The following is a 24,654-nucleotide window of genomic DNA, read 5'->3' on the forward strand; positions in this document are numbered from 1 at the left end:
CAGGCGCTCGTTCTCGTGGCTGGGCGAGGGATCGCTCGGCACGGGCTGATCACCGGCCGGTGTTCGATCGGCCCGGGAACGCCGAGGATATCCGGCCGACTGGTGGGTTGTCGTCCTCTAGGTTCGTCTCCGTGTTCACTCCGATTGCCTCCGCTCACTGCCCGAGATTACTGATCGACTTCGACCCTACAGCAGCCTTTGTAAGTCAGTACACGCCCGATCGGCAGACGACGTGCGATCGGGTGTGCCAACAGTTCCAAACGCTCCTATCGGTGGTGTCTTTTCTCCCGATATCGCTACCCCCGAACGATTATTTGTTATCCGGAATTTCGTTCGTCTATGGACCCCGTCAAACTGATCGGAGATCTTATCAGCGTGCTCACGTTCTTGGCCGTCGTCGGAGTCTTGATCTGGTTCATTATCAGCCGCTTGCTCCCGTTTTTCGGGCAGGTGGCGATCGTCTGATCGGTCAGTCTCGCACTCGGTGTGTTCGCTCACACAGGATGCACCTCCTCGCGACACCCCCGGTCGGGATACGCGGGGCGAATCGAACGCGAGAGCCGGTGAGCGACGTTATCCTCGTCCTCGAGTATCCGACGGTCAGCTCGTCGGCGCCGAGGCTGTCTACATTGGATGCCTCGAAAGGAGAGTGGGACCGCCGTGATTCGAACACGGGTCCAACGCACCCCATGCGCAGAGGATACCACTACCCCACGGTCCCGCGTTTCGAGGCAGGGCTGTCTGCGGGTTAAGCGTGTCGTTTCCGTCTCAGACCAACACGCGTTCCAGGTCGACGACGAGACCCGACTCGGCGTCCGGATCGCCCACGAGTCGTCCCAGACAGACCGCCGAGCCGTCCGGGGTGAAGCCGGCGACGAGCGCGTCCTGTGGAGCGTCGTCGGCTGCGATTACCCCGGGAGCGTAGACGGGCGCACCGGTCGCCACCTGTTCGGCGGCGCTGGGCGCGATGGTGACTGCGGGCAGGTCGTCGAGGACGCGTTCGGCGGGAGCAACCACCTCGCGAAGTGGGGCCTCGTCGCCCTCCTCGGCGAAGGCGAGCGCGTCGGCGAGGTCCTGGAGCGTCACCAGGTCGCGGTCGTCGAATGGGTCGGTGGCCGTCCGCCGGAGGTCGCCCATGTGCGCGCCGGTACCGAGGGCGAGTCCGAGGTCGTGACAGAGCTTTCGGACGTAGGTTCCGCTGGCACACTCGATGCGGATGAGGGCCTGTCGGTCCCGGGTTTCGAGGAGGTCGAGGCTGTGGATCCGCCGGGTGCGGAGGCGGCGGGCGACGGCGCTCTTGCGCGGCGGCTTCTGATAGATCTCACCTTCGAATTCGGCGAGGACGTCTTCGATGTCGGCGGGTGGACGCCCGTGGAGTTCGAGGACGGCGACGTACTCCTTGCGCCCTTCGAGGAAGACGGGCGCGAGTCGGGTGGCGTCGCCGAGCATGGTCGGGAGACAGCCGGTCACCTTCGGATCGAGCGTCCCGGCGTGGGCGGCTCGGTCGACGCCCGCCATGTCGCGCACCCAGCCAGCGACCTGATGGGCGGAGGGACCGGGCGGCTTGTCGAGGTTGACGACGCCGAAGGTGAGGCGATCCCCGAGCGAGCGGTCGCCGGGCGGATCACGCAGGGTCACGGCTGGAAGTCGTCGACGACGTCGACGGGGTAACGACCCTCGTCGGCCGCAGGATCGTAGCGTTCGATGGCGGTGGTCAGTATCGCGAGGACGTCCGTGGCGGTCCAGCGGGCGGTGTTCACGACGAAGTCGTAGACGGAGAGGTCGCCGATGTCGATGCCGTAGTAGTCGTCGTACCGTTTTCGCTCGCTGCGCTCGCGGCGGAGCGTCTCCTCGCGGGCGCGTTCGACGGACTTCCCCTCACGGTCTGCGATGCGAGCGGCCCGGACGTCGACGGGCGCATCGAGCCAGAGTCGGAAGTCGGCGTGATTCCCGGCCAGCCACCCTGCCAGACGAGATTCGAGGACGAGTCCATCCCGGTCACGGGCGATTTCGTACAGGCGTCGGTCGAGGTCGTGGTCGATCCGTTCGTCCTCCTCGGCGAGTTCGTTGAACTCGACGGGGGAGTAGCCGCGCTCGGCGGCTAGCTCGCGGAAGATATCGCCGCCGCTTACGTGCTCCAGATCGAGCGCCTCCGCGAGACCGGTGGCGGTGGTGCTCTTCCCACTGCCCGCCGGCCCGGACACGGTGAGTAACATATCGCAACTGAAGATGGCCGTCTAAAAGAGTATGTTCACTTCCGGCCGCGACGATCAGGTTCCGGTCGGGCTGATGTCGATGTTCAGTCCCTTGCGGATGATCTGGGTGAAGCCCATCGAGCAGATGAAGTACCAGACGATCCAGACCTGCACCGGTCCGAGGACCTGGTCCTTCCACGCGACAGTACCCCGGAAGGGGAGTACCATCGTCCCGAACTGTCCGCTACTGGGGTCGCCGATGCCGACCTTCCAGTACATCCAGAGGAAGACCGGAATGGTGAGGAACATGATCCACACCATCGGGCGGAACTGCTCTTTGAACATCCCCATCTGGTCGCCCATCGCCTCCATCTGTTCGTCTTGGATTCGGTCGAGGGCCTCGTCGTCGCCCCGCTCTTTGGCCTCCTTGCGTTTCTTTTGGATCTCCTGCATCTTCTCCTGATACTCGCCCATCATCTCGGTGTCCATCAGGTTCGCCTGCAGGAGCGTCGAGTACAGGCCCGTCACCACTGCGAGGACCATGACGACGGCGTAGAAGGGAAGCGCCGTGTTCAGCGGTCCGAGGACGACGTCCATGATGGTGCCGATGACGTTGCGCATCGGCGCCCACGAGTAGCCGGCGAAGAGGCCGATACTGACGACCGCCGCGCCCTTGTCCCACATCGACCACGACGAGTCGCCCGTGTCGTCGTCCGACGAGGAGGTCGTCGCCGTCGTCGCCGTCCCGTTTTCGAGGGCGTCGCGGGTCGCCTCGGGGTCGGCCAACCGGAAGCCAGCCTCCCCGTCGATCAGCACGCCCTTCTCGATGAGGCGGCCCCACTGCCCGCTGGATAAGTCGTCGCGGACGTCGACCCACTTGACCTCGCCGTCCTCCGCACGGTCGAGGACCGTCCGGACGACCGACTCCATCTCCGTGTCGTCGGAGACGAGGTCCCGCACCTTCTGCTCGATCCGTGCCATTGAGGACGAGTAGCCTCCCACAGGTTATGAACCTTTTACTCTGTCCGCGGGAGCGCTCGTCACTCGGTCGACGCGTCGAGCGGCCGCTCGTAGACGTGTGCACCGGCGTAGAGCGCGACGTCGACGCCCATCGCCGCGAGCGAGGGGCCGCCGAGAGCCGTGACGGCGAGGATGGCGGTACCGCCCGCGCCGTTCCCCCAGCCGAGGACGCCGACCGGGAGCGCAAGTCCGAGGGTCACGTTCGCAAGCCCACCGAGTCGAAACCAGTCGATCCGGGCGGTCATCGGGTTCCCGAAGGCGGCGACGGCGTCGAGGGCGCCCGCGGCGCCGATGAGGACCACCTGCACGGCGGTCGTCGGCGTGCGAAGGAGGGCTGTACCGATGAGGACGCTGCCGCCGACCGCCACGAAGGTATGGCTTCGGCCTACGTTGCCGCGTCGACTTCCCCGCTGATCGCCTCGAACACCTCGTCGGGCGTGCCCTCGCCGTCGACTTCCACGAGAACGCCCTCGTCACGGTAGTGTTCGACGACCGGCGCGGTGTTCTCCTCGTACACCCGCAGGCGCTCGCGGACCGTCTCTTCGGTGTCGTCGTCCCGCTGGATCAGGTCGCCGCCGCACTCGTCGCAGACGCCCGCCTCCTCGGGCGGGCTGAACTCGACGTGGTAGTTGGCGCCACACTCCTCACAGACCCGGCGGCCGGTGAGTCGGTCGACGAGTTCCGCCTCGCTCACGTCGAGGAAGAGGACGACGTCGAGGTCGGTGATGTCGGAGAGGTACTCGGCCTGATCGATGTTTCGGGGGTAGCCGTCGAGGACGTAGCCGTCGGCCTCCGCCAGGGCCGTCTTGACGATTTCGTTGACCACCGCGTCGGGGACGAGTTCGCCCGCCTCCATGTACGCACGGGGCGTGTCGTACTCCGTGTCCATGTGACTGAGGTCCATGTCCTTGTTCGCACGGAGCGCGTCGCCCGTCGTGACGTGTTCGACGTCGAACGCCTCGGCGAGGCGCTTGCTCTGGGTTCCCTTGCCCGCTCCCGGTGCGCCGAGCAACAGCACGTGTGGCTCGCTCATACGCGTATCTCCCTCTCCGAGTATAAATTAGTAAAGAAGTCGGGGCGATGTTGTCGGAATCGGAACTACGCCAGATCTTCGATCCGCTCGCAGACGGCGTCGGCGTACTCGCTGGTGGCGAGTTTCGTGCCGCCCTCGATCTGTCGGTGGAGGTCGTAGGTGACCTCGCCGGCGGAGATGGTCGCCTCGACGGCGTCACGGACGAGGTCGGCGGCGTCCTCCCAGCCCAATTGTTCGAGCATGATCCGGCCCGAGAGGATCATCGCGGTGGGGTTGACCTTGTCCTCGCCGGCGTACTTCGGCGCGGAGCCGTGGACGGGTTCGGCCAGCACGCGACCCTCGCCGAGGTTCGCGCCCGGCGCGATACCGAGCCCACCGATCTGGGCGCCCGCGGCGTCCGAGAGGTAGTCGCCGTTGAGGTTCGGCATCGCCAGCACGTCGTACTGCTCGGTTCGGGTCAGGAGCTGCTGGAGCATGTTGTCCGCGATGCGATCCTTGACGACGACGACCCCGTCGGGCGCCTCGCCGTCGTACTCGTCCCAGAGTTCGTCCTCCGTGATGACGTTCTCGCCGTACTCCTCCTCGGCGAGTTCGTAGCCCCAGTCGCGGAAGGCTGCCTCGGTGAACTTCATGATGTTGCCCTTGTGGACGAGCGTCACCGAGTCGCGGTCGTTCGCCAGCGCGTAGTCGATAGCCTGCCGAATCAGGCGCTTGCTGCCGAACTCCGAGATGGGTTTGATGCCGATGCCGACGGGACCCTCGTGGATGATCCCCGTCTTGCCCATCTCCTCCTCGACGAACTCCCTGACGCGTTCGACCTCGTCCGTGCCGGCCTCCCACTCGATGCCGGCGTACACGTCCTCGGTGTTCTCCCGGAAGTTGACCATGTCCATCTTCTCGGGGTTGGTGACGGGCGAGGGGACGCCGTCGAGGTAGTAGGTCGGCCGCATGTTCGCGTACAGGTCGAGCTTCTTTCGGAGGGCGACGTTCAGCGAGCGGAAGCCGGAGCCGACGGGCGTCGTCAGCGGCCCCTTGATCGCGACGCGGTGTTCGCGGATGGCGTCGACCGTCTCCTGGGGCAGGTTATCGTCGTAGCGCTCGCGCGCGGACTCGCCGGCGTAGAGCCGCATCCAGTTGATCGAGCGCCCCGTCGCCTCGGCGGCGGCGTCGAGTACCTGCTGGGCGGCCGGCGAGACGTCCTTCCCGATGCCGTCGCCGTAGATGATCGGAATGATCGGATTCGACGGTACGGCGAGTTCGCCGGTGTCCTCGTCGACGGTGATGACTGCCCCGTCGTCGGGAACCTCGACTTTGTCGTAGCTCATATCGTCGTCGCATTCTTCGACCAAGGTGAAAGACCTGCCGTTATCCCGCTGCAGGGCCGCTCGCCGGGGGACGTATCCGCTTCCCCGCCGCTGGTCTGCTGTGCGCCTCGTCGTCCACGGTGGTTCCGGGCGTCGAGGGCGCCGTGAGCGCTGCCGCGTCGTGGCCGAAGGGACGCCGCCCGTCCTCGTCGCCGGGGCGGAGGCGGCCGAAATCGCGGCCGGATTCGGCGTCGAGACGGGCGTCGACTTGCTGACCGACCGGTGATCGTCTGTGCCGACGACGGTGCCGGCGTCGTGTTCGACACCGCGTCGACGCAGGTGTGCGCCGCCGAGAGCTATCGGAGCGTTTGACAGTCGTCACACACCCAGTCGCAAAACTGCGTTCGGTTGGGTGTATAACTCGTTTCAAGCGCTACTACAGTCGACGGCCGGGCGGCGTGGCGTGACGAACTTCCGGGCGGGACGCTCCTGGACGGTGCGGGCTGGCGCGAGGCTCAGGAACCGGTCCTCGGCCCAGTCGTAGGCGGTGAGTTCGCCGCCGTAGACGCAGCCGGTGTCGAGGCCGACGGCGCCCTCGCGGACGACCGGTGCGTCGAGGGGGGTGTGTCCGAAGAAGACGCGGGTGTCGCCCCCGTAGGCGTCGTACCAGAACGGGGGCTCGTAGTCGCCGTCACCGAGTTCGCGGATGGTCTCGAAGTCGTCGACCGTATGCTGGACGAGGGGTTTGCGCGGGTCGACGCCCGCGTGGACGACCAGAGCGCCCTCCCAACTGATCGCCACCGGTCGGTCGGCGATCCAGTTCAGGTCGTCGTCGTCGAGTTCGTCGAGTTCCGTCTCCCCGCGCAGGAGTTTCTCCTCGTTGTTGCCCCGGACCGTCTGGTAGTTGGGTCGCGACCGGACTAGATCGATTACCCCGGCGCTGTCCGGGCCTTTGCGGACGAGGTCACCGACGAACACCACGAGTTCGTCGTCGTCGGGGTCGAGGCGGCCGAGCAGTCCCTCGAGTTCGGTCAGACACCCGTGGACGTCGCCGACGACGTAGACGTTCGTCCAGGCGTCGGCGTCGACGCGTCGGTGATCTGCCCCCAGCGCCGCGTTCAGTCCGGCGGTGTCGATCATTGGCTATCCTCGATTGGTCCGCCGAGTCACATAAACCGCGCTAATTGTCGTCCGTATGGCTATATAGGTCGACGGCCGTGCCGCAACCTCTTTCCGCGACTCACGCCAAGGGCGCCCATGAGCGTTGGACCCCTCGACGAGGAGACAGTCGAGAAGTATCGCCAGGCCGGCGAGGCGTTGCGAACCGTCCTCGACGAGGCGGCCGAGATGATCGAACCGGGAGTGACCCACCTCGAAGTCGCCGAACACGCCGAGGCACGGATCGACGAACTGGCCGACGGTGCTGCCTTCCCCGTCAACATCAGCGTCGACGAGGAGGCCAGCCACTCGACGCCCGCCCGCGACGACGACACCGAGTTCGGCGAGGAGATGGTCTGTCTCGACGTGGGTGTTCACGTCGACGGCTACATCGCCGACGCCGCCACGACGGTCGACCTCTCGGGGAACCCCGAACTGGTCGAGGCCGCCGAGGAGGCCCTCGACGTGGCCGTTGACGCCGTCGCCCCCGGCGTCGACACGGGGACGATCGGCGCGGAAATCGAGGACGTGATCCGCGGCTACGGCTACACGCCCGTCCTCAATCTCTCCGGCCACGGCGTCGAACAGTGGGACGCCCACACGGGCCCGAGCGTCCCCAACCGCGGCATCGAACACGGCTCGGAACTCGAAGTCGGCGACGTCATCGCTATCGAACCGTTCGCCACCGACGGCCGCGGCAAGGTGAACGAGGGGAGCAAGGAGGAAATCTACAGCCTCGAACGCGAGCGCTCGGTGCGCAACCGACAGGCTCGACAGATCCTCGACACCGTCACGGAAAAGTACCGGACCCTTCCCTTCGCCGCCAGGTGGTTCGACGTGCCGCGTGCGGAGATGGCGCTCCGTCGACTCAAACAACAGGACGTCGTCCACGGCTACCCCGTTCTGAAAGAGGAGGACGGTCACCTCGTCAGTCAGGCCGAACACACCCTCATCGTCACCGAAGACGGGTGTGAGATCACCACCGCCTAGGCGTCGTTCATCCGCTGGATCGACTCCGACTCGCAGATATCACAGACCGCGACCCGGTAGGGTTCGCGCGAGAACGCCGCGTTCGCCGAGGCAGGGTTCTCCGTTCGAATCTCCACCCTGACGGCGTGTCGGGTTTCTCGACCACAGTCGGGACACAGTTCGTGGTTGGTATCTGGGTTCGGTCGTTTCGCCTTCATCGACCGTCCCTAGCGGTGCCGGTCGCATAAGCCCGGCAGTCGGTTAACCCGGATTAAATCCGGTTAATCCGGCCGCAGCCGGATTTTCACCGGTGAGAATCAGGGCCGTCAGACGGGTGTCACACGGTGGGCTCCACTCGACGCCACGGCCTCGGTCCACCGTGTGGTGGCCGCGTGCCGGGTGGTATAAACGGCTGGACGCCGCCCTCTCACACATGGACCAGCTGTTCGCCCCGTGGCGCATCGAGTGGGTGTCCCGGGAGGACGAAGACGACGTCGACGGCTGTCCGTTCTGTGTCCTCCCCGACCGGACCGACGACCGGGCCAACCGCATCGTCGCGCGGAGCGACCACGCCTTCGTCGTTCTCAACAACTACCCGTACAACCCCGGTCACGCCATGGTGATCCCCTACCGCCACGACGGCGACTACCGCGCGCTCGACGACGCCGAACTGCTGGATCACGCGCGACTCAAGGGACGAACCGTGGACGCGATGGAGGCAGCACTCGACCCCGACGCCCTCAATATGGGGCTGAATCTCGGCGGCGGTGCGGCCGGTGGCTCCATCGACGACCACCTTCACACCCACGTCGTCCCTCGGTGGGAGGGCGACACCAACTTCATGCCCGTCGTCGCGGACACGTCGGTCATCGTCGAAGCCGTCGACGACACCTACGACCACCTCCACGACGCCTTCGCCGCGCAACCCGACGCGACGGTCCCCGGCGAGGACCGAGCGGTCGTCATTTCGCTGTAGGCGCCCGTGGTCGTTGCCCGCCCGAGCGCACGCGGTCCGGCAGTCCGTCGATACGGGGGACGAACCGTTCCGGGCGCGACCACGAATTAGACCGAGTCTAAAACTGCCTTCCACGCCTCTAATAGCACTGCTTATGTGGATATAGCTCCTCGTTCGGTGTACATGTCAGGGGACCGGACCGCGTTCCTCAAGGCGTCGTGGGTCAACGTCGTCTCGAACGTCCTCAAAATCGCCGTCGAAGGGACGCTCGGCGTGTTCTCGGGGAGCCTCGCGCTCATGGCCGACGCCGCCCACTCGGTCGCCGACCTCCTCGCCAGCGCCGTCGTCCTCGTCTGGGGGCGGTTCGTCTACGACGACCCCGACGCCTCCCACCCCCACGGCCACGAGCGGTTCGAACCCCTCTCCGCCCTGTTCGTCGGTGGCGTCCTCGTCCTCCTCGGACTGAAACTCCTCTACGACTCCGGACACGCCCTCCTCACTGGTCCCAGCGCCGAGTACAGTGCCATCCTCGTCGCCGGCCTGCTCTTCGCGCTCGTCGACCGGTACGCCTGTTACTGGTACACCTGCCTCGTCAATCGGGACGTCGGGTCGCCCAGCCTCCGCGCCCTCGCCGCGGACAGTCAGAACGACGTGTTCACCACGCTCGCCGCCTTCGCCGGCGTCGCCGGCATGGCGCTTGGCTACCCCATCTTCGACCCCATCGCCGGCGGCGTCGTCAGCCTCCTCGTCATCTACCAGGGGATCGACATCTCCCGCGAGAACATCCGCTATCTCTCCGACGGTGCGCCGCCCGCCGAGGAGCGCGAACGGATCGAACGGGCCATTCGTTCACACCCCGAGGTGCGGGGCGTTCACGACTTCGTCGCCTACTACTCCGGACACGTCATCGAGGTGGAGTTCCACGCCGAAATCGACGCCGACCACTCCCTCACGGCCGCCCACGACATCGAGACGGAACTCCGGGAGCGGGTCCGTGAAATCGAACCCGTCTCCGACGTACACGTCCACCTCGACCCCGCCGGACTCGGCGAGTGGAAGGATGCCGCCGACCGCTCCTCGGCGTCGACGACGGCTCGTTAGTCCAGCGACTCCTCGACCCAGTCGTAGTGGTCGCGGAGCGCCCGCGACCCCGCTTCGGTGAGTTCGTACCGGTCGTGGATGCCGTCGGCCGTCTCGGCGAGGTGACCGGTGTCGGTCAGCGTCCCGAGCGCGCCGTAGAACGTCGACGGATCGATCCGGTCGCCGTACTGGGATTCGAGCGTCGCCTTGCACTCCTGTGCCGTCGGTGGCTCCTCGCTCGCGGCGACGACGACACAGATGTCCCGGCGGAGGCCGCTCCGGAGCCACTTCATACCGGGCGGCCGAAGACGTACATCGTCTCGTGGGCGGTGATCGATACCTCGAAGCGGTCGCCGGGTTCGATCCCGTGCTCGTCGGCGTTCCGGACGATCACCTGCCGGTAGGCCCCGTCGCGGCACTTCACCGAGTCGCCGGTACCCGGTCGGACCGCGAGCACCTCGCGCTCGTCGCCGACCATCGATTCGTGAACCTCGCCGACCACCTCGCGTTTCAGTTCGGACATCGCCTTCGAGCGCTCCTTCTTGACCGTCCCGCCGAGGCCCTTCAGGTCGGCGGCGTCGGTTCCCGGGCGCTTCGAGAAGCGAGTGACGTTGATCTTCTCGGGGCGGATCCGGCGCAGGAGGTCCATACTCGCCTCGTGATCGTCGTCCGTCTCGGTGGGGAAGCCGACGATGAAGTCCGTCGAGAGGGTCCACTCGTCGAGTCGGTCGTCGAACGTCTCGACGACGTCGAGAAACTCGCCGACCTGGTGCTGGCGGCGCATGTCGCCGAGGACGTCGTTCGACCCCGACTGGACCGGCGCGTGCAGGAAGTTGTAGAGTTTCTCGTTCTCGGCGAAGACGTCGGCGAGTTCCTCGCGGATACCGTGGACGCCCTTCGGGTTCGCCATCCCGACGCGGACCCGGAAGTCGCCGTCGATGTCGCAGATGCGGTCGAGGAGGACGTGCAGCTTTCGCTCCCCGTCGTCCCACCCGTAGACGCCGGTGTCCTGGCCCGTGATGCGGAGTTCCTTCGCGCCCGCGTGGACCAGCGCCCGGGCCTTCTCGACGTTCTCCTCGACGGGCGGCGAGTCGATTTTTCCCGTCGCGCGCTTGGTGATGCAGTACGAACAGTCGCTCATACAGCCGCGGGCGATGGGGAGGATGCCGATGACGCCGTCGAGGATCGGTTCGGCGTCCGGGGTCGTGGTCGGGCACTCGCCGTTCATCGCCGCCTCGGGCACCCCGTCCCAGTGGACGACCTGTGCATCGACGCCGGCGTCGGCGAAGGCTCCTCCCTGTGCCAGCGCCATACAGCCCGTGACCACGAGGTCACCCGTCTCGTCTTGCAGTTCCTCGGCCCGCCGGAGCATGTTTTGCTCCGTCTTCTCGACGACCGTACAGGTGTTGAGGATGGCCACGTCGGCGTCGGCCGGTCCGTCGGCGGGGTAGTGGCCGCCGTCGCGAAGCCGACGCTCGATAGCGCGGCTCTCGCCGCGGTTGGCCGTACACCCGTACGTCTCGATGTGATAGCGGGCCATCTCGGTATCCGGCCTTGCGTGCGCGCGGAGAAAAGCGCGACGGTCCTACTCGAAGCCCTGGACGAGGGAATCGCCCGCCGACGCGCCGATCCGTTCCGCTCCCGCGTCGAGCATCGCCCGCGCTTCCTCCGTCGTCCCGATGCCACCGCTCGCTTTCACCGGCAGGTACTCCGCGAGCAGTGCCACGTCCGCGGCCGTGGCCGGCCCGGCGACGCCCGTGCCCGTCTTGAGGTAGTCCGCGTCGGCTTCGACGGCCGCCTCCGCGGCGCGGCGCTTCTCGACGTCCGTCAACAGCGGCGCCTCGACGATGACTTTCACCGGCACCGGCACCGCCGCAACGAGTTCGGCCAGTTCGTCGATCACCGCGTCGTACTCGCCCGCTTTCACTCGTCCCACGTTCAGGACCACGTCGAGTTCGTCCGCGCCGTCCTCCCAGGCAGTGACTGCCTCCTCGCGTTTCACCGTCGGGGCGTGTTGTCCGTGCGGGAAGCCGACCACCGTCATCAGCGTCACCGCCTCGGCGTCTTCGCGCACCTCGGCGACGTAACACGGGGGTACACAGGCGTTCGTGCCGTACTCGGCCGCCGCCGCGACGACGCCCCGGGCGTCGGCGAGTGTCGTCTCCGGGCCGAGGACGGTGTGGTCGATGCGGGCGGCGAAGTCGGCTCGGTCCATACACTTCGACTCACGCCCGCGGAGCGTAAGGCTTTCCCGGCGACTCGCCGCCTACTCCCCATGGCGCTCCTCCCCGAAGGGTTCGCCCTGCCGCCCCTGCCCTACCTGCTCGCCCTCCTGTTCGCGTTGGCCACCGTTGGCTTCCTCCTCTCCCGCCGCAGTCCGCCGGTGACCGAGCGACTCGTCCTCGCCGCGACGCCGTGGATGGTCCTCGGCTCCGCCCTCCACGTCCTCTACGCCCTCGAGACGCTTCCCGGTCCGATTCGCCCGCTGGCCGGCACGCCGGCGGTGTATCTCACCGTCGCCGTCCTCGCCGGGGCGACGTGGCTCGGCGCCACGACGACGACCCGCGACACCCCCACACTCCTGGGCGCCGTCGGTGCCGCGATCTTCCTGCCCGTCGTCGCCGCCGTCGCCGCCGTGGGCGTCGCTCGCGGATCGCTCCGCCTCGGGCCGACCGTCGGTATCCTGGTCGGCACGGGAATTCTCGCCGCGACGGGGTGGCTCCTCCTCCGACGGGTTCGTCCCGGCGTGTCGATCACGGGACGGATCGGCGCCCTCGCCGTCCTCGGCCACGCCCTCGACGGCGTCTCCACCGCCGTCGGCATCGACCTCCTCGGATTCGAGGAGCGAACGCCGCTCTCCGCCGCCATCCTCGAGTTCTCGGCGTCGCTCCCGACCGCCGACCTCTTCGGGAGCGGGTGGCTGTTCGTCCTCGTGAAACTCGTCGTCGCCGGAGCGGTGGTCGCTCTGCTGACCGAGACGGTCCGCGAGGCGCCGACGGAGGGCCGACTCCTCCTCGGCTTCGTCGCCGCGGTGGGACTCGGCCCGGGCGTCCACAACGTGTTGCTGTTCGCCGTCGCCTGAGTCCTCCGGTCGCCGCTCCAACCGAGCCGAGGGTATTTTCTCCACGGCGCGGATGGACCCGGTATGGCCATCCAGCCTCACCTGCGGGTCGACGAGGACGACGTTCACGACGTGGCGCTCCTGCCCGGCGATCCGGGGCGCGTCGAGCGGATCGCCGACCACTGCGACGCGGTGGTGGAACTCGCTCACAACCGGGAGTATCGCCTGCTCAACGCCGAGTACGCGGGCGTCCCCCTGACGGTCTGTTCGACCGGCGTCGGCTCGCCCTCGGCGGCCATCGCGCTGGAGGAACTCGCGGCCGTCGGCGTCGACACCGTGATTCGGCCGGGGACCACCGGGGCGCTCCAGGCGGACGTCGAAATCGGCGACATGGTGGTCGCCACCGGCGCCGCCAAGGAGGAGGGGACGACGAAGCGATACGAGCGGGTGGAGTACCCCGCAGTCCCCGACTTCGAGGTGGTGCGTGCCCTCTCCGACGCCGCCGAGGCGGCCGGCGAGGACGTTCACGTCGGTCCCATCGTCACCGACGACGCCTTCTACGCCGAGACGGACGACTACGTCGAGGACTGGGAGGCGGCCGGTCTCCTCGCCGTGGAGATGGAGGCGGCCGCGCTCTTCGCCCTCGCCCGCCGGAAGGGCCTGCGCGCCGGCGCCATCTGCACCGTCGACGGTAACCTCGTGAAGGGTACTCAGAAGGGAAGCGGCGACACGGCCGAGGACGAACTCCCGCCGAAAGCCCGGAACAACGTCGAGCGAATGATCGAACTGGCTCTCGACGCCGCCGCGACCCTCGGCTGACGATGTTGGAGGGGGTGCTCGCCCGCGCCGTCGCCCTCGTCCGTCGGCTGCGACGATTCGAACGGCGCGAACTCGCGGCGTTCGGCCGCTGGATCCAACACACCGGCAACCTCCTCCACCTGACGGTGCTGGTGGCGGTTCCCCTGCTCATCGGGCTGGTCACCGTCATCTCGAACGCGCTCGCCGAACTCTCCTTCCTGCTTTTCCCACCGCTCGCTTCCGGTGCGTACACCCTCTTTGCCGACCCCGAAGGCCGCTACGCCTCCCCCTGGAAGTTCACCGTCGGCCTCGTTGTCGGCGCGCTGTGTGGCTGGGCGGCACTCCGGCTCTCGACGCCGTTTCTGGCCACAGGCGCGGTCGTCTCGCCGACCGGCGCCGCCCTCTCTATCTTCCTGACCGGTGTCGCGACGTGGCTTCTCGACGTGGAGGAGCCGGCGGCTTTCTCGACGGCACTGCTCGTCCTCGCCACCGACGACGCCACTCCCGAGGCCTACGTGACGAGCGTCGCCGTCTTCGGCGCCCTCGTCGCCGGCGTCTTCACCCTCTGGCGCTCGCGGTTCTACGAGCGACGCGCACAGTACCTCTACGACACCGCACGGGGCGACGACCACGTCCTCGTGCCGATGCGTGGCGACCCGCCGGCCGCCGAGGCGACGGCGCTGTTCGGTGCCACCCTCGCCGCCGCCCACGACGCCGGCAAGGTGGTGTTGCTCGGTATCCTCGACGAGGACGATGCGCCCGTCGACGCGCCCGAGAACCCCGTGGAGACGCGGGAGATGGCGGAGCGACTGGAAGAGACTGCGCGGACGGTGCGCACGCGGGCCGGCGTCCCCTGCGAGGTGGTCGTCGCGCGGGGCGTCCCCGTCTCGACGACGGTCCAGACGGCGACGAACACCAACTGCGACCTCGTGGTCACGCCGTACGAGGAGGACCGCGGCCTGCTCTCGACCTACGTTCGTGGCGTGTTCAACAGTCGGTTCGACGCCGTCGCCTTCCGGTCGACGACGGGACAGCGACGCTGGCGGCGCGTGCTCGTGACGGTCGCTCGCCCCGGTGACACCGCCCACGCCATGCTCGATTTCGCGGCGCGGCTGGCCGGTCGGGGCGGCAGTCTGAGCGTCTGCACCTGTATCGACGCCGAAGTGGAGCGACGGAGCGCCGAATCGCGGTTGGCCGACCTCGCGGAGACGGTCGACGTGGACGTGGAGACACGCGTCGCGCGGGGCGCCGTCACCGACTTCATCGGCGCCAACGCCGCCGCGTACGACCTGCTGGTGGTCGGCTCCTCGGGCGACCGCTCGCGCGCCTCCCGTTTCCTCTCGCCGCCGACGTTCGAACGCCTGCGCGACGTGGACTGTGACGTGGCGGTCGTCGACCGAGGGCGGCCCTAGCGCTCCCGCCGACGTGACTCGACGGCGCTCGGTTCGTTCCGGTAGCTCCCTAAATCTCCTTGAGCAAGCGGTCCGCGATCGCTTCCGTGTCCACGTCCCGTCCCCCGAGTGCCGACTCGACGAGCAGGTGGCCGCCGATACTCGCGGGGCTGATAACCGTATCCGCTCCCGCGCGACGGAGTTTGTCGACGTTCTCGCGTTGGGTCGCCGCCGCGACGATGTGGACGTCGGGTGCGAGTTGCCGCGCCGTCAACACCGCGAGCGCGTCAGCCCCGTCGTCGTTCGTCGCCGCGACGACGGCCCGTGCCTCCTCGATTTGGGCGCGCCGGAGCGTTCCCTCGTCGCTGGTGTCGCCGGTGAGCGTATCGATGCCCCGCTCGCCGAGCGCCCGGGCTTTCTCCCCGTCCGGGACGACGACGAGGAACGTCGCCTTTCCGCGCAGTTCTTGAATGATCGCCTCGGTCAGGTCGCCGTGGCCGAGAACGAGGATGTGGTCGTCGAGCAAGTCGAGTTCTGATTGTGTCATTTTTCCGAGTGCCTTGACGAGTCGGGCTTCGATGGCGGGGGTCAGCAGGACACCGAGGGCGATGGCGAAACTCGCCGTCCCGACGACGAGCGCCGAGATGCCGAACAGTCGGGCCACCGCCGTCTGGGGAGTGATGTCGCCGTAGCCGACGGTACTGGAGGTGACGACGGCGAAGTAGATGGCGTCGACGAGCGTCTCGACGCCCCCGAACTCCTCGCGGAGGGCGTAGGCGCCCGTGGTGATGTACACCTGCGACCCCCCGAGCGCCAACAGGGCGGCGAGTTGGGTCGCCGAGAGGTCGACCGAGCGGTCGAATCGGCGGCGGTTGAGCGCGACGGCGGGCAGGGCGAGCACCGACAGTGCGACCAGCGGAATCGACGTCTCGCTCGCCTGGACCAGCCCCTGGCCCGCCGACACCACGAGCAAGCAGAGCGTGGCGTACCACGCGGCCCGCAACCCCCGGCGCAGGCCGAGGCCACTCCCGAGGAGGAGGAAGCCGGTGAGCGTGCCGGTGAACCCTGCGGTGGTGCGGGCCACCGGCGGAACGAAGGGGACGAGCGGTCGGCCGACGGGTGAGCCCATATGCACGATGCCCGTCACCATCGAAAGCGCGCCCGCGAGGAGCGTCAACCCCACCGCGGCCCGAACGCCGACGAGTCGCTCGCCGCGACTCACAGCCATGCCTACGTTCTCGCGGACTGGATTGATAAAGGGTGTGTCACGCCACGCTCCCCTTGCGATTTAGGCATCGGCGTCGTGCCCCGACTATGGCATCTTTTCCGGTCGAAGTCCTCTTCGGCATCTATCTCGGGGTTCTCACCGGGATCATCCCCGCCCTCGTCTCGTGGGCCTTGGGATTCGTGTTCAAGTACGTGACGGGCGTCACCGTCCCCGCCTTCGGTGTGGTCGTTCTCGCGGTGGCCATCGCCGGCGTCAACGGGGGGTTGCTGGCGCTGAACGACCCCACATTCACCCAGTCCGCGAACCAGATCCGTCTGACCGTCGCCGTCGTCGTCGTCCTGATGCTCTCGCTGTACGCCCACAACGCCGGCGACAAGATGGGCGTTGAGTTCCCCCGAAGACTGTCGCTTCGCAAACTCACCGAGCGGACTCTCTCGACTGACGTCGTCGAACTCGCCGGCGGCCGGGGGCAGGTTCGGGTCTCCGTCTCCGGCGAAGTGGGCGACGTGGAAGGGTACCCGCCCGTCCCGGCCGACCTGCGCCGGGAGGTCCGGGAGTGGACGGCCCCCTTCCCCGCGGATCTGCCGGTCGTCGAACTGGAGTCGCGGGTGGCCGATCGCCTCCGGACGGAGTTCGACCTCGCCGACGTAGCCGTCACGCTCGACGAACGGGCGCGGGCGACGGTGAGCGCCGCCCCGCCGCTCGGTGGCCTCTCGAAGCGGATTCCGCCGGGCAAGCGCGGCGTGTCCGTGCGCGCCCTCCTGCCGACCGGCATGGCACGCGGCGACGACGTGTCGCTCGTGACGGCCGACCGACCCTACGACGGTAGCGTCGTGAGCTTCCGGAGTAACGGTGCCCGCGACGCCGCCACGGCCGCCACGGCTGCCACGGCCGCCACGGCGCGACCGGACGAGAGCGACGGCGAGGCCGACGCCGGGACGACTTCGGTGTCCCCGTCGCCGACGCTCCCCGTGGCCGACGGCGGCGAGGGGCGATTGACCGCCGCCGTCGACGCCAGCGGGGCCGAGTCGTTGCTCGGGTCGACCGTGAACCGCCTCGTCGTCCGTTCCCGCGGGACGCGGCGGGAGTACGAACTCCTCAGCCTCCTCCGACAGGCGGGCAACCGCGTCCGGAAGGTCACGATCCGGGAGGGTGCCTCCATTGCCGGTCGGACCATCGGCGACGTGGCGTTGCGGGACACCTACGGCGTGTCCGTCCTCGCCGTGCGCCACGAGGGGCGCTGGCAGTTCGCTCCCCGGGGCGCGCAGGCGCTCGCGGCCGACGACGACCTGTTCGTGGTCGGGAAACTCGACGCCGTCGTCGCGTTCCGGGAGGCGGTCGCGTGACCGTGATCCTCCAGGTGTCGGTACCGGCGGTCGATCCCTCGTTGGTGCGCACGGTCACGCGATTGCTCGCGCTCGGCGCCGGTGCCGCCCTCGTCAGCGCTATCGCCGCGCTGGCGTATCGCTGGTACACCAAATTCCGTCTCCCACTCTGGCTGTCGATGCTGCTCGGCCTCTCGGTGGTCGCGCTGACGCTCAACACCGTCGGTGTGTTCACCGACCTCCTGAGCGGCGAGACGACCATCTTCTCGCCCGCCCGCATCGTGTTCAACGCCCTCTCGCTCGGCGTGGGAGCGGTCGCCGCTCCGGTCGGTCGACTCGTCGGCGACCGGGTCGCTACCGACGTGTTCGCGTTCACCGGCGCGAGGGAACTCGACGTGGAGGTGAGCCGTCTCGTCCGCTCGGTCGGCCGGATCACCGACGTGACACTGCCCGAGGACCCCGACGACATCGAGGACATCGAGGGGTACGATCCCGTCGCTCGCGCGACCAAGGAGACGCTCGCGGGCAAGACGCTCATCTTCCCTCGGCGGCTGACGGTCGCCGATCTGGAGGCCCGCCTCGTCTCCCGCCTGCAGGACGACTACGACGTGGGTCACGTCGACGTGGACCTAGTCGACGGCACCGTCGCGTATCTCGCGTTGGGTAGTCGGGCGACCGGCATCGGGCCGACGCTCGCGCCGGGTACCGTCGCCGTCGCCGTCCGGGCCGATCCGGCCAACGGCGCCAGCCCCGGTGACCGCGTCCAGGTGTGGCGGACCGATCCCGAGCCGAAACGGCTGCTCACGGCCGAACTTCGGGCGCACGTCGACGACGTGGCCACCATCGCCGTCGACGAGGAGGATGCGTCGCTACTCGCCGCCGCCGAGACTTACAGACTGGTGACGCTCCCGTCCGAACCGCAGGCCGAACGCGAGTTCGCCTCGCTCCTCCGGGCGGCCGAGGAGACGATGTACGCCGTCACGGTCGACGAGGGAAGCGACCTCGTCGGCACGGCCGTCAGGGACCTCGACGCCACCGTCGTCGCGGTGAAGGCTCTCGATGGAGGGATCGACACGCTCGCCCGCGACCGGACGCTCGCCGTCGGCGACGAGGTGTATCTCGTGGGTCGCCCCGAGACCTTCCGCCGCCTCGACGCGCGCAGTACCCCCGCCTAGACGCAACTCCTTTGACCGACGGGGCGCGAGACACGCGCATGCAGTGGAAGTTGTTCGCGGACCTCGCGGAGGTGGCCGGTGATCGGGAGATCCGCGTCGACGCCGGACCGGGCGCGACGGTCGGCGACGCACTCGACGAACTGTTCGAGTCGCGGCCGGCGCTTCGTGACCGTGTCCTCGACGACTCGGGAGCGGTCGCCGATCACATCAACGTCCTTCGAAACGGCGAGAACGTGCAGACGGCCGACGGGCTGGAGACGACGCTCGCCGACGGTGACGAACTCGCGCTGTTCCCGCCGGTGAGCGGCGGCTAAAAGAGCGGATCAGTCGGGCCGCGGCCGCGAGACGAACAGCGTCTGGACGAGGTTGAACGGATCGTACGTCGACTGGTGGCACTGACAGTAGACGCTGTTCGGGTCCCCGAACCGGGCGACGTCGCCGGACTGCTTGTATCCCGGCACACAGCAGAAGTGGGTACACTTGTTGAGCCACGCGATGAACCCTTCGGAGGTACTCGCCTGCAGCCACTCGTCGTCCTGGGCGGCCTCCTCGATGCGCGTACTGCGGAGCAGTTGGATCGGAATGACGTCGTCGGCGTCCTCCGAGCGCCACCGACCGGTCGCGGGCTTGCCGGTGCCCGCGTCGCCGATGCCGTTACCCCACTCCTCGTAGTCACTGAAGTCGTCGACGTGGAGGCGGTCGCCCTCCTCCTTGTTGGCGGACTGCCAGTCGTAGGCGGGGTTCGATCCGGAGCGGAAGTAGTTGTCGCTCTCGTACCCTGGCTGGATGCCCGCGTACCCCTCGACACCGCAGTACTGGAACCACTCCGAGGAGTACGTCGAGCCGCCGAGTTCCATCTCGGCAATCTGGACCTGTCGCCCCCCTTGCGTGACGGTTTCGACGGTGGGCCAGACGCCCTTGATGTACCCCTCCGAGTCGATTTCGATGGGGATCTGAGGCATTCCACGCGGTGCCGGCCCCCCTGTGTTCTCGATGGCCCACGCCTGGGTGCTCCCGCCACCGGCACCTGGCGAGGCGGTCGCGCTGTTGACGGTGGCCGTCCCGACGGCACCGACACCGGCCAGCGCCGAGCCACCGACGACCCCTTTCACGAACCGTCGCCGGCCGCTCTCTTCGGGATATTTGTCGTCCGCGCTCATATCTGAACCTTGGAGCGGGTAGTGAAAAGCATGACGAAGTGCCCGGCAACGCCCGCCGTCGACCGAAAATCGCCGTCGTCAGCGTGGCCGCACTCCGGTCAGTGCCACGGGGCGTTCGGGAAGTCGACGACCCGATCTTCCGCCTCGATACCGTCGATGCGAGCAACGTCCTCGTCGTCGAGTTCGAACTCGCGCGCCGCGTCGGTCTCTCGGATGTGACTCGGCGTTCCCGACTTCGGTACGGCGGCGACGTGCTCCTTCGAGAGTGCCCACGCGAGCGATACCGGTGCCGGCGTGGCGTCGTGTTTCTCCGCCACCGCCCGACTCTCGGGGACGTCCGCGACGGCGTTGCGCGCGATGGGTGCGTAGGCGACGACCCAGTAGTCGTGCCGTCGGGCGCGTTCCCGGCGCACCCTCTGCTGTCATAGCGGGTGGAGTTCTACCTGGTGGGCGGCCGGGGGCCGCCGAAGTGGGGGAGGTCTACAGGTGGTCGTCGGTGCCCATCGTCTCGAATCCTGCGGCCGCGACGCCCGGCCACCGTCGCCGAGGCGTGCGAGTCGACCGCACGCCGACCGGCCAGGCGAAACGATTTTGATGCGCGCTCGCGCAGGGTCGTTATGCCGACGGAACCCGAGACAGGGTACGACCCGGAACTGGGTCGGAAGTTCGTTTTCGTGACCGGCGGGGTGATGTCCGGTCTCGGCAAGGGAATCACGGCCGCCAGCACCGGCCGTCTCCTGTCGAACGCGGGCTTCGACGTGACTGCGGTAAAGATCGACCCCTACCTCAACGTGGACGCGGGGACGATGAATCCCTACCAGCACGGGGAGGTGTACGTGCTGAAAGACGGGGGCGAGGTCGACCTGGACCTGGGGAACTACGAGCGGTTCCTCGGGACCGACATGACCTTCGACCACAACGTCACCACCGGGAAGACGTACAAACACGTCATCGAGAAGGAGCGTGCGGGCGATTACCTGGGCAACACCGTCCAGATCATCCCGCACATCACCGACGACATCAAGCGGCGCATCCGCGAGGCCGCCGAGGGGACCGACGTGTGTCTCGTCGAAGTCGGCGGGACCGTGGGCGACATCGAGGGAATGCCCTACCTGGAAGCACTCCGGCAGTTCGCCCACGAGGAAGCGGAAGGCGACGTCCTCTTCACCCACGTGACGCTCGTCCCGTACTCGAAAAACGGGGAACAGAAGACCAAGCCCACCCAGCACAGCGTGAAAGAACTGCGTTCGATCGGTCTCCAACCCGACATCCTCGTCGGCCGGTGTGAGGACCGCCTCGACCCGGAAACGAAGGAGAAAATCGCGCTGTTCTGTGACGTCCCGACCGACGCCGTCTTCTCCAACCCCGACGTCGAGGACATCTACCACGTTCCGCTGATGGTCGAGGAAGAAGGCCTCGACGAGTACGTGATGGAGCGCCTGAACATCGCGGACGAGGCGCTCCCGAAAGCGGAGCGGGACAGCCGGTGGCGCGAACTCGTCACCCGCGAACGGACCGGTGAGATTCAGGTCGCGCTCGTCGGCAAGTACGCCCTCGAAGACGCCTACATGTCGATCCACGAGGCGCTGAAGCACGCGGGCATCGAGAAACAGGTCGACGTGGACGTGCTCTGGGTCGACGCCGACGAGATGCGCGACCATCACACCGAACGCCTCCGGGAGGCCGACGCGGTGGTCGTCCCCGGCGGCTTCGGTTCGCGCGGTGCCGAAGGAAAAATCGAGGCGATCCGCTACGCCCGCGAGAACGACGTGCCCTTCCTCGGGCTCTGTCTCGGCTTCCAGATGGCCGTCGTCGAGTACGCACGGAACGTCCTCGGTCTCGACGGCGCTCACTCCGCGGAAATCGACGAGGAGACGCCCTATCCCGTGATCGACCTCCTGCCCGAACAGTACGACCTCGAAGATCTGGGCGGGACGATGCGTCTCGGCGCCCACACGACGGACCTCGTCGAGGGCACCCTCGCCCACCGGGTGTACGACGCCGACTCCTGTACCGAGCGCCACCGCCACCGCTACGAGGTAAACCCCGAGTACATCGACGACCTCGAAGCCGGTGCACTGACTTTCTCCGGGCGCGCAGGGAACCGTATGGAAATCGTCGAACTCGACGACCACCCCTACTTCCTGGGGACACAGTTCCACCCCGAGTTCCGCTCGCGACCCGACCGCGCGAGTCCGCCCTTCGTCGGACTCGTCGACGCCGTTCTCGACCGTGTTGCCGACGAACGGGAGGTGGAGGCCTGATGGTCGACGTCGACGAGTTCATCGAGGAGGCCACCGAGGAAATCGCCGACGAGATCGGCGATGCGAACGCCATCATCGCCCTCTCGGGCGGCGTCGACTCCTCTGTCGCGGCCGCACTGGCCTACCGCGCCATCGGCGACCGCCTCACGCCCGTCTACGTCGACACCGGGCTGATGCGGAAAGGCGAGACCGAGGGGATCCGCGAGACGTTCTCTTTCATGGACAGCCTGCGGATCGTCGAGGCACAGGACCGGTTCCTCGACGCCCTCTCTGGCGTGACCGACCCCGAGGAGAAACGCCACGCCATCGGTGAGGGGTTCATCCGCGAGTTCGAACGCGAGGCTCGGGACGCCGACGCCGACTACCTCGTCCAGGGGACCATCTACCCCGACCGCATCGAGAGCGAGGGTAACATCAAGTCCCACCACAACGTCGGCGGCCTGCCCGACGTCATCGACTTCGAGGGCATCGTCGAACCCGTTCGTGACCTCTACAAGGACGAGGTTCGCCAGGTGGCGCGCGCGCTTGACCTCGAAGAGGTGGTCTCGGAGCGGATGCCGTTCCCCGGACCGGGACTCGCCGTCCGCATCCTCGGTGAAGTGACCGAGGAGAAACTCGACGTCGCGCGCGAGGCGTGTCACGTCGTCGAGGAGGAGGTCGAAGAACACGACCCGTGGCAGGCTTTCGCGGCCGTCATCGGCAAGGCGACGGGGGTCAAGGGGGACAACCGCGTCCACGGCTGGGTGGTCGCCGTCCGCTCGGTCGAGAGCCGCGACGGCATGACCGCGCGCGCACAGAATCTCCCGTGGGAGACGCTCCAGCGCATCCAGAGCCGCATCACCGGCGAGAACGACAACGTCGCCCGGGTCGTCTACGACGTGACTCACAAACCGCCCGCGACCATCGAGTACGAGTGACTCGAGCCATCCTCGCCGGTCCGGACGACGCCGGTCTCGGCACGGCACTGGAGACACAGGGCATCGAGGTGGCCCGCGTCGAGGGTGTCCTCACCGCCGCGGTCCTCGACGACGCCGGTCTGGCCGACGCGGACCTGTTCGTCCTCACGGACCTCGACGAAGCGACGGCGATCACCGTCGCGAAGGACCGCAACCCCGACGTGCGGGTCGTGGTCTACAGCCACGACTCCCTCCCGGAGTTCGTGCGCGGACAGGCCGACCTCGCGATGGACCCGGCGCTGTTTGGCGTCGACATGGTCGCCGAGGAACTGGCCTGAGATCGGACGCTTAACTCGACTTAAATTGGGTTTATGGCGTTCGAAACGCCGAAATTCGGGTTTACGCTCTGTACGGTTGAAGTGGGCTGCACCACTGGTGACGAGTGCAATGTCCGCCACGAAACCGCTCGCGATTCTGCTCGCCGTGCTGGTGGCCGCCACCGGCGTCGGCGCAGCGGCCGGGAGCACGTACGACACCGGTCGGGACGCCTACGGAATGGAGACGACGCTCGACGACGGGACCGTCTCGGTCACCGTGACCCGCGGCGACGCGGGCGTCGAGAACGTCAGCGTCGCCGTCGACGGCGAGTCCGTCGGCGAGACGGACGCCAACGGAACCGTGACCGTCGACCGTCCGGACGACGACTCGTTCGAGGTGACCGTCGAGACGGCTAGCGCCGAACTGAAAGGCGAGTACGTCGTCGAGAACGGTTCGCTCGCCCTCGAGAAGAGCGAATTCGAGATGGAAGACGACGCGGAAGAGAACGAGAGCGAGGAAGACGAGAGTGAGGAGGAAGCGGACGAGAGCGAGGAAGACGAGAGCGAGGAGGAAGCGGACGAGAGCGAGGAAGACGAGAGTGAGGAGGAAGCGGACGAGAGCGAAGAGGGCGCTGCCGACGAGGACGACGAAAACGCGACTGCCGAGGCCGACGCTTCGGCGAACGCCCGGGCCGGCGCGTCCGCCCAGCAGGGGCCACCGGCGTCGCTTTCGGAACGGGTCCCCGGCCACGTCGCGGCGATTCAGGATCTGCTCGGATCGTTCCTCTCGGGTAATCTCGGGGCGTTCGGTCCCGCGACGAGCGGTGCCGCCCGCTAATCGACGCCGGATCGTCGAGGTGACCGGTTCGGGGCCGCACGCCCCCTTGCCCGCCGGCACGAACTGCTCGCGGTTCCGTCGGCGGTCACGCATCACCGAAGCCGCACCGTTAAGACGCAGGCGGTCGATTTTCACCCCATGACGCTCGATCGACTGGAGTCGCCCGATCCGGACCCCGAAGAGGTACTGACGGCCGAACTGGTGGTCAGCGACGACGTACTGGTGAAGGCTTTCGCCCTCGGTCCCGGCGCGGAACTGAGCCCCCACGAACACGGCGACAGCACGAACGTCTTCCACGTTCTCCGGGGAACGGTGACGGTGGTGCAGGGCGACGAGACGGAGGCCATCGCGGCGCCCGGTGTCGTCCACCACGACCGTGGCGTGGTCCACGGCGCCCGGAACGAGACGGGGGAGGTGGCGGTGTTCACCGCCAGCCTCTGTCCGATGCCCGGGTCCGGATGACGACCATCGCTCGCCGGTGAGACAC

The 24,654-nt window shown here is 67.8% G+C and carries 29 protein-coding genes and 1 tRNA gene; 15 read left to right on the forward strand and 15 right to left on the reverse strand.

Annotated elements, in window-relative coordinates; all coding sequences use genetic code 11:
- Nucleotides 1-339: 339 nt before the first annotated feature.
- Entirely contained in the window at nt 340-465 is a 126-nt protein-coding gene (locus V8686_RS05465; protein ID WP_379702952.1) for a hypothetical protein, read from the forward strand.
- 185 nt (nt 466-650) lie between these two features.
- On the opposite strand, the gene V8686_RS05470 is transcribed toward V8686_RS05465, so the two are convergent.
- The 8 genes from V8686_RS05470 to V8686_RS05505 all read right to left on the reverse strand — a co-directional run bounded on the left by V8686_RS05470 (nt 651) and on the right by V8686_RS05505 (nt 6,692).
- A tRNA-Pro gene (locus tag V8686_RS05470) sits at nt 651-721 on the reverse strand.
- A gap of 47 nt (nt 722-768) precedes the next feature.
- Nucleotides 769-1,632, reverse strand: a complete 864-nt coding sequence (locus tag V8686_RS05475; protein ID WP_379706473.1) for an RNA-guided pseudouridylation complex pseudouridine synthase subunit Cbf5 — start codon at nt 1,630-1,632, stop codon at nt 769-771.
- 2 nt (nt 1,633-1,634) lie between these two features.
- Nucleotides 1,635-2,216 carry a (d)CMP kinase gene (cmk, locus tag V8686_RS05480; RefSeq protein ID WP_379702953.1) on the reverse strand — a complete coding sequence of 194 codons (582 nt, stop codon included), beginning with the start codon at nt 2,214-2,216 and terminating at the stop codon, nt 1,635-1,637.
- Between the two features lie 54 nt (nt 2,217-2,270).
- The gene (locus V8686_RS05485) at nt 2,271-3,176 is read right to left on the reverse strand and encodes a DUF106 domain-containing protein (RefSeq protein WP_379702954.1); all 906 of its coding nucleotides are present in this window, start codon (nt 3,174-3,176) and stop codon (nt 2,271-2,273) included.
- A 59-nt stretch (nt 3,177-3,235) separates the two neighbouring features.
- On the reverse strand, nt 3,236-3,583 hold the full coding sequence (locus V8686_RS05490; protein ID WP_379702955.1) for a hypothetical protein: 348 nt from the start codon (nt 3,581-3,583) through the stop codon (nt 3,236-3,238).
- Between the two features lie 17 nt (nt 3,584-3,600).
- Entirely contained in the window at nt 3,601-4,248 is a 648-nt protein-coding gene (locus tag V8686_RS05495; protein WP_379702956.1) for an adenylate kinase, read from the reverse strand.
- Between the two features lie 65 nt (nt 4,249-4,313).
- On the reverse strand, nt 4,314-5,573 hold the full coding sequence (icd, locus tag V8686_RS05500) for an isocitrate dehydrogenase (NADP(+)) (protein WP_379702957.1): 1,260 nt from the start codon (nt 5,571-5,573) through the stop codon (nt 4,314-4,316).
- A 405-nt stretch (nt 5,574-5,978) separates the two neighbouring features.
- On the reverse strand, nt 5,979-6,692 hold the full coding sequence (locus V8686_RS05505; protein WP_379702958.1) for a metallophosphoesterase family protein: 714 nt from the start codon (nt 6,690-6,692) through the stop codon (nt 5,979-5,981).
- A gap of 117 nt (nt 6,693-6,809) precedes the next feature.
- On the opposite strand from V8686_RS05505, the gene map reads away from it, so the two are divergent.
- Nucleotides 6,810-7,700, forward strand: a complete 891-nt coding sequence (map, locus tag V8686_RS05510; RefSeq protein ID WP_379702959.1) for a type II methionyl aminopeptidase — start codon at nt 6,810-6,812, stop codon at nt 7,698-7,700.
- Here the strand turns inward: map and V8686_RS05515 are convergent.
- Entirely contained in the window at nt 7,697-7,897 is a 201-nt protein-coding gene (locus V8686_RS05515) for a DUF7835 family putative zinc beta-ribbon protein (protein ID WP_379702960.1), read from the reverse strand. The two genes, map and V8686_RS05515, sit on opposite strands and share 4 nt — an antisense overlap.
- A 215-nt stretch (nt 7,898-8,112) precedes the next feature.
- Between V8686_RS05515 and V8686_RS05520 the strand changes: the two genes are divergently transcribed.
- Both V8686_RS05520 and V8686_RS05525 read left to right on the forward strand, forming a co-directional pair.
- Complete coding sequence (locus V8686_RS05520) at nt 8,113-8,655, forward strand: HIT family protein (protein WP_379702961.1); 543 nt, start codon at nt 8,113-8,115, stop codon at nt 8,653-8,655.
- A 162-nt stretch (nt 8,656-8,817) separates the two neighbouring features.
- Nucleotides 8,818-9,735 carry a cation diffusion facilitator family transporter gene (locus V8686_RS05525; RefSeq protein WP_379702962.1) on the forward strand — a complete coding sequence of 306 codons (918 nt, stop codon included), beginning with the start codon at nt 8,818-8,820 and terminating at the stop codon, nt 9,733-9,735.
- On the opposite strand, the gene V8686_RS05530 is transcribed toward V8686_RS05525, so the two are convergent.
- The 3 genes from V8686_RS05530 to deoC are packed head-to-tail and all read right to left on the reverse strand — an operon-like array spanning nt 9,732 to nt 11,929.
- Nucleotides 9,732-10,007 carry a PadR family transcriptional regulator gene (locus tag V8686_RS05530; RefSeq protein WP_379702963.1) on the reverse strand — a complete coding sequence of 92 codons (276 nt, stop codon included), beginning with the start codon at nt 10,005-10,007 and terminating at the stop codon, nt 9,732-9,734. The genes V8686_RS05525 and V8686_RS05530 overlap by 4 nt on opposite strands.
- Nucleotides 10,004-11,254 (reverse strand): tRNA (N(6)-L-threonylcarbamoyladenosine(37)-C(2))-methylthiotransferase, encoded by a 1,251-nt coding sequence (locus tag V8686_RS05535; RefSeq protein ID WP_379702965.1) that lies wholly within the window; start codon nt 11,252-11,254, stop codon nt 10,004-10,006. The genes V8686_RS05530 and V8686_RS05535 overlap by 4 nt, the downstream gene beginning before the upstream one ends.
- A gap of 45 nt (nt 11,255-11,299) precedes the next feature.
- Nucleotides 11,300-11,929, reverse strand: coding sequence for a deoxyribose-phosphate aldolase (gene deoC, locus V8686_RS05540; protein ID WP_379702966.1), 630 nt, complete (start codon nt 11,927-11,929; stop codon nt 11,300-11,302).
- Between the two features lie 60 nt (nt 11,930-11,989).
- Between deoC and V8686_RS05545 the strand changes: the two genes are divergently transcribed.
- The 3 genes from V8686_RS05545 (at nt 11,990) to V8686_RS05555 (ending at nt 14,985) form a co-directional block, all read left to right on the forward strand.
- Entirely contained in the window at nt 11,990-12,796 is an 807-nt protein-coding gene (locus V8686_RS05545; RefSeq protein ID WP_379702967.1) for a DUF63 family protein, read from the forward strand.
- A 63-nt stretch (nt 12,797-12,859) separates the two neighbouring features.
- The gene (locus tag V8686_RS05550; protein ID WP_379702968.1) at nt 12,860-13,594 is read left to right on the forward strand and encodes a nucleoside phosphorylase; all 735 of its coding nucleotides are present in this window, start codon (nt 12,860-12,862) and stop codon (nt 13,592-13,594) included.
- 2 nt (nt 13,595-13,596) lie between these two features.
- Entirely contained in the window at nt 13,597-14,985 is a 1,389-nt protein-coding gene (locus V8686_RS05555) for a universal stress protein (protein ID WP_379702969.1), read from the forward strand.
- Nucleotides 14,986-15,034: 49 nt separating this feature from the next.
- Here the strand turns inward: V8686_RS05555 and V8686_RS05560 are convergent, their stop codons facing one another.
- Nucleotides 15,035-16,186 carry an NAD-binding protein gene (locus tag V8686_RS05560; RefSeq protein WP_379706476.1) on the reverse strand — a complete coding sequence of 384 codons (1,152 nt, stop codon included), beginning with the start codon at nt 16,184-16,186 and terminating at the stop codon, nt 15,035-15,037.
- Between the two features lie 92 nt (nt 16,187-16,278).
- Here V8686_RS05560 and V8686_RS05565 point away from each other — a divergent pair, with 92 nt between their 5' ends.
- Genes V8686_RS05565 through V8686_RS05575 form a run of 3 tightly spaced genes read left to right on the forward strand, consistent with a single transcriptional unit; the run spans nt 16,279 to nt 19,006 of the window.
- Nucleotides 16,279-17,538, forward strand: coding sequence for a potassium channel family protein (locus V8686_RS05565; protein ID WP_379702970.1), 1,260 nt, complete (start codon nt 16,279-16,281; stop codon nt 17,536-17,538).
- Entirely contained in the window at nt 17,535-18,692 is a 1,158-nt protein-coding gene (locus tag V8686_RS05570; protein ID WP_379702971.1) for a potassium transporter TrkA, read from the forward strand. Before V8686_RS05565 ends, V8686_RS05570 begins: the two co-directional genes overlap by 4 nt.
- A gap of 38 nt (nt 18,693-18,730) precedes the next feature.
- Nucleotides 18,731-19,006, forward strand: coding sequence for a ubiquitin-like small modifier protein 1 (locus V8686_RS05575; RefSeq protein WP_379702972.1), 276 nt, complete (start codon nt 18,731-18,733; stop codon nt 19,004-19,006).
- Nucleotides 19,007-19,015: 9 nt separating this feature from the next.
- Here V8686_RS05575 and V8686_RS05580 read toward each other — a convergent pair whose 3' ends face one another.
- Nucleotides 19,016-19,852 carry a ubiquinol-cytochrome c reductase iron-sulfur subunit gene (locus V8686_RS05580; RefSeq protein ID WP_379702973.1) on the reverse strand — a complete coding sequence of 279 codons (837 nt, stop codon included), beginning with the start codon at nt 19,850-19,852 and terminating at the stop codon, nt 19,016-19,018.
- 98 nt (nt 19,853-19,950) lie between these two features.
- Nucleotides 19,951-20,265, reverse strand: a complete 315-nt coding sequence (locus V8686_RS05585) for an aldo/keto reductase (protein WP_379702974.1) — start codon at nt 20,263-20,265, stop codon at nt 19,951-19,953.
- Nucleotides 20,266-20,469: 204 nt separating this feature from the next.
- On the opposite strand from V8686_RS05585, the gene pyrG reads away from it, so the two are divergent.
- From pyrG to V8686_RS05610, 5 genes are all read left to right on the forward strand, one after another.
- Nucleotides 20,470-22,116: a glutamine hydrolyzing CTP synthase gene (gene pyrG, locus V8686_RS05590; protein WP_379702975.1), complete on the forward strand. Its 1,647-nt coding sequence runs from the start codon at nt 20,470-20,472 to the stop codon at nt 22,114-22,116.
- Nucleotides 22,116-23,033: a glutamine-hydrolyzing GMP synthase gene (gene guaA, locus V8686_RS05595; RefSeq protein ID WP_379702976.1), complete on the forward strand. Its 918-nt coding sequence runs from the start codon at nt 22,116-22,118 to the stop codon at nt 23,031-23,033. Before pyrG ends, guaA begins: the two co-directional genes overlap by 1 nt.
- Nucleotides 23,030-23,350, forward strand: a complete 321-nt coding sequence (locus V8686_RS05600) for a DUF7126 family protein (RefSeq protein ID WP_379702977.1) — start codon at nt 23,030-23,032, stop codon at nt 23,348-23,350. Before guaA ends, V8686_RS05600 begins: the two co-directional genes overlap by 4 nt.
- A 109-nt stretch (nt 23,351-23,459) precedes the next feature.
- Nucleotides 23,460-24,167 carry a hypothetical protein gene (locus V8686_RS05605; RefSeq protein WP_379702979.1) on the forward strand — a complete coding sequence of 236 codons (708 nt, stop codon included), beginning with the start codon at nt 23,460-23,462 and terminating at the stop codon, nt 24,165-24,167.
- A 138-nt stretch (nt 24,168-24,305) separates the two neighbouring features.
- Nucleotides 24,306-24,629: a cupin domain-containing protein gene (locus V8686_RS05610; protein WP_379702980.1), complete on the forward strand. Its 324-nt coding sequence runs from the start codon at nt 24,306-24,308 to the stop codon at nt 24,627-24,629.
- Nucleotides 24,630-24,654 lie beyond the last annotated feature (25 nt).

It is taken from the genome of Haloplanus litoreus (genome assembly GCF_045690335.1).
GTDB lineage: Archaea > Halobacteriota > Halobacteria > Halobacteriales > Haloferacaceae > Haloplanus > Haloplanus litoreus.

Coding starts and splice junctions, on each gene's coding strand:
- V8686_RS05465 (WP_379702952.1), top strand. CDS start 340: ATGGACCCCGTCAAACTGATCGGAGATCTTATCAGCGTGCTCACGTTC.
- cmk (WP_379702953.1), bottom strand. CDS start 2,216: ATGTTACTCACCGTGTCCGGGCCGGCGGGCAGTGGGAAGAGCACCACC.
- V8686_RS05485 (WP_379702954.1), bottom strand. CDS start 3,176: ATGGCACGGATCGAGCAGAAGGTGCGGGACCTCGTCTCCGACGACACG.
- V8686_RS05495 (WP_379702956.1), bottom strand. CDS start 4,248: ATGAGCGAGCCACACGTGCTGTTGCTCGGCGCACCGGGAGCGGGCAAG.
- icd (WP_379702957.1), bottom strand. CDS start 5,573: ATGAGCTACGACAAAGTCGAGGTTCCCGACGACGGGGCAGTCATCACC.
- V8686_RS05505 (WP_379702958.1), bottom strand. CDS start 6,692: ATGATCGACACCGCCGGACTGAACGCGGCGCTGGGGGCAGATCACCGA.
- map (WP_379702959.1), top strand. CDS start 6,810: ATGAGCGTTGGACCCCTCGACGAGGAGACAGTCGAGAAGTATCGCCAG.
- V8686_RS05515 (WP_379702960.1), bottom strand. CDS start 7,897: ATGAAGGCGAAACGACCGAACCCAGATACCAACCACGAACTGTGTCCC.
- V8686_RS05520 (WP_379702961.1), top strand. CDS start 8,113: ATGGACCAGCTGTTCGCCCCGTGGCGCATCGAGTGGGTGTCCCGGGAG.
- V8686_RS05525 (WP_379702962.1), top strand. CDS start 8,818: ATGTCAGGGGACCGGACCGCGTTCCTCAAGGCGTCGTGGGTCAACGTC.
- V8686_RS05530 (WP_379702963.1), bottom strand. CDS start 10,007: ATGAAGTGGCTCCGGAGCGGCCTCCGCCGGGACATCTGTGTCGTCGTC.
- V8686_RS05535 (WP_379702965.1), bottom strand. CDS start 11,254: ATGGCCCGCTATCACATCGAGACGTACGGGTGTACGGCCAACCGCGGC.
- deoC (WP_379702966.1), bottom strand. CDS start 11,929: ATGGACCGAGCCGACTTCGCCGCCCGCATCGACCACACCGTCCTCGGC.
- V8686_RS05545 (WP_379702967.1), top strand. CDS start 11,990: ATGGCGCTCCTCCCCGAAGGGTTCGCCCTGCCGCCCCTGCCCTACCTG.
- V8686_RS05550 (WP_379702968.1), top strand. CDS start 12,860: ATGGCCATCCAGCCTCACCTGCGGGTCGACGAGGACGACGTTCACGAC.
- V8686_RS05555 (WP_379702969.1), top strand. CDS start 13,597: ATGTTGGAGGGGGTGCTCGCCCGCGCCGTCGCCCTCGTCCGTCGGCTG.
- V8686_RS05565 (WP_379702970.1), top strand. CDS start 16,279: ATGGCATCTTTTCCGGTCGAAGTCCTCTTCGGCATCTATCTCGGGGTT.
- V8686_RS05575 (WP_379702972.1), top strand. CDS start 18,731: ATGCAGTGGAAGTTGTTCGCGGACCTCGCGGAGGTGGCCGGTGATCGG.
- V8686_RS05580 (WP_379702973.1), bottom strand. CDS start 19,852: ATGAGCGCGGACGACAAATATCCCGAAGAGAGCGGCCGGCGACGGTTC.
- pyrG (WP_379702975.1), top strand. CDS start 20,470: ATGCCGACGGAACCCGAGACAGGGTACGACCCGGAACTGGGTCGGAAG.
- guaA (WP_379702976.1), top strand. CDS start 22,116: ATGGTCGACGTCGACGAGTTCATCGAGGAGGCCACCGAGGAAATCGCC.
- V8686_RS05605 (WP_379702979.1), top strand. CDS start 23,460: ATGTCCGCCACGAAACCGCTCGCGATTCTGCTCGCCGTGCTGGTGGCC.
- V8686_RS05610 (WP_379702980.1), top strand. CDS start 24,306: ATGACGCTCGATCGACTGGAGTCGCCCGATCCGGACCCCGAAGAGGTA.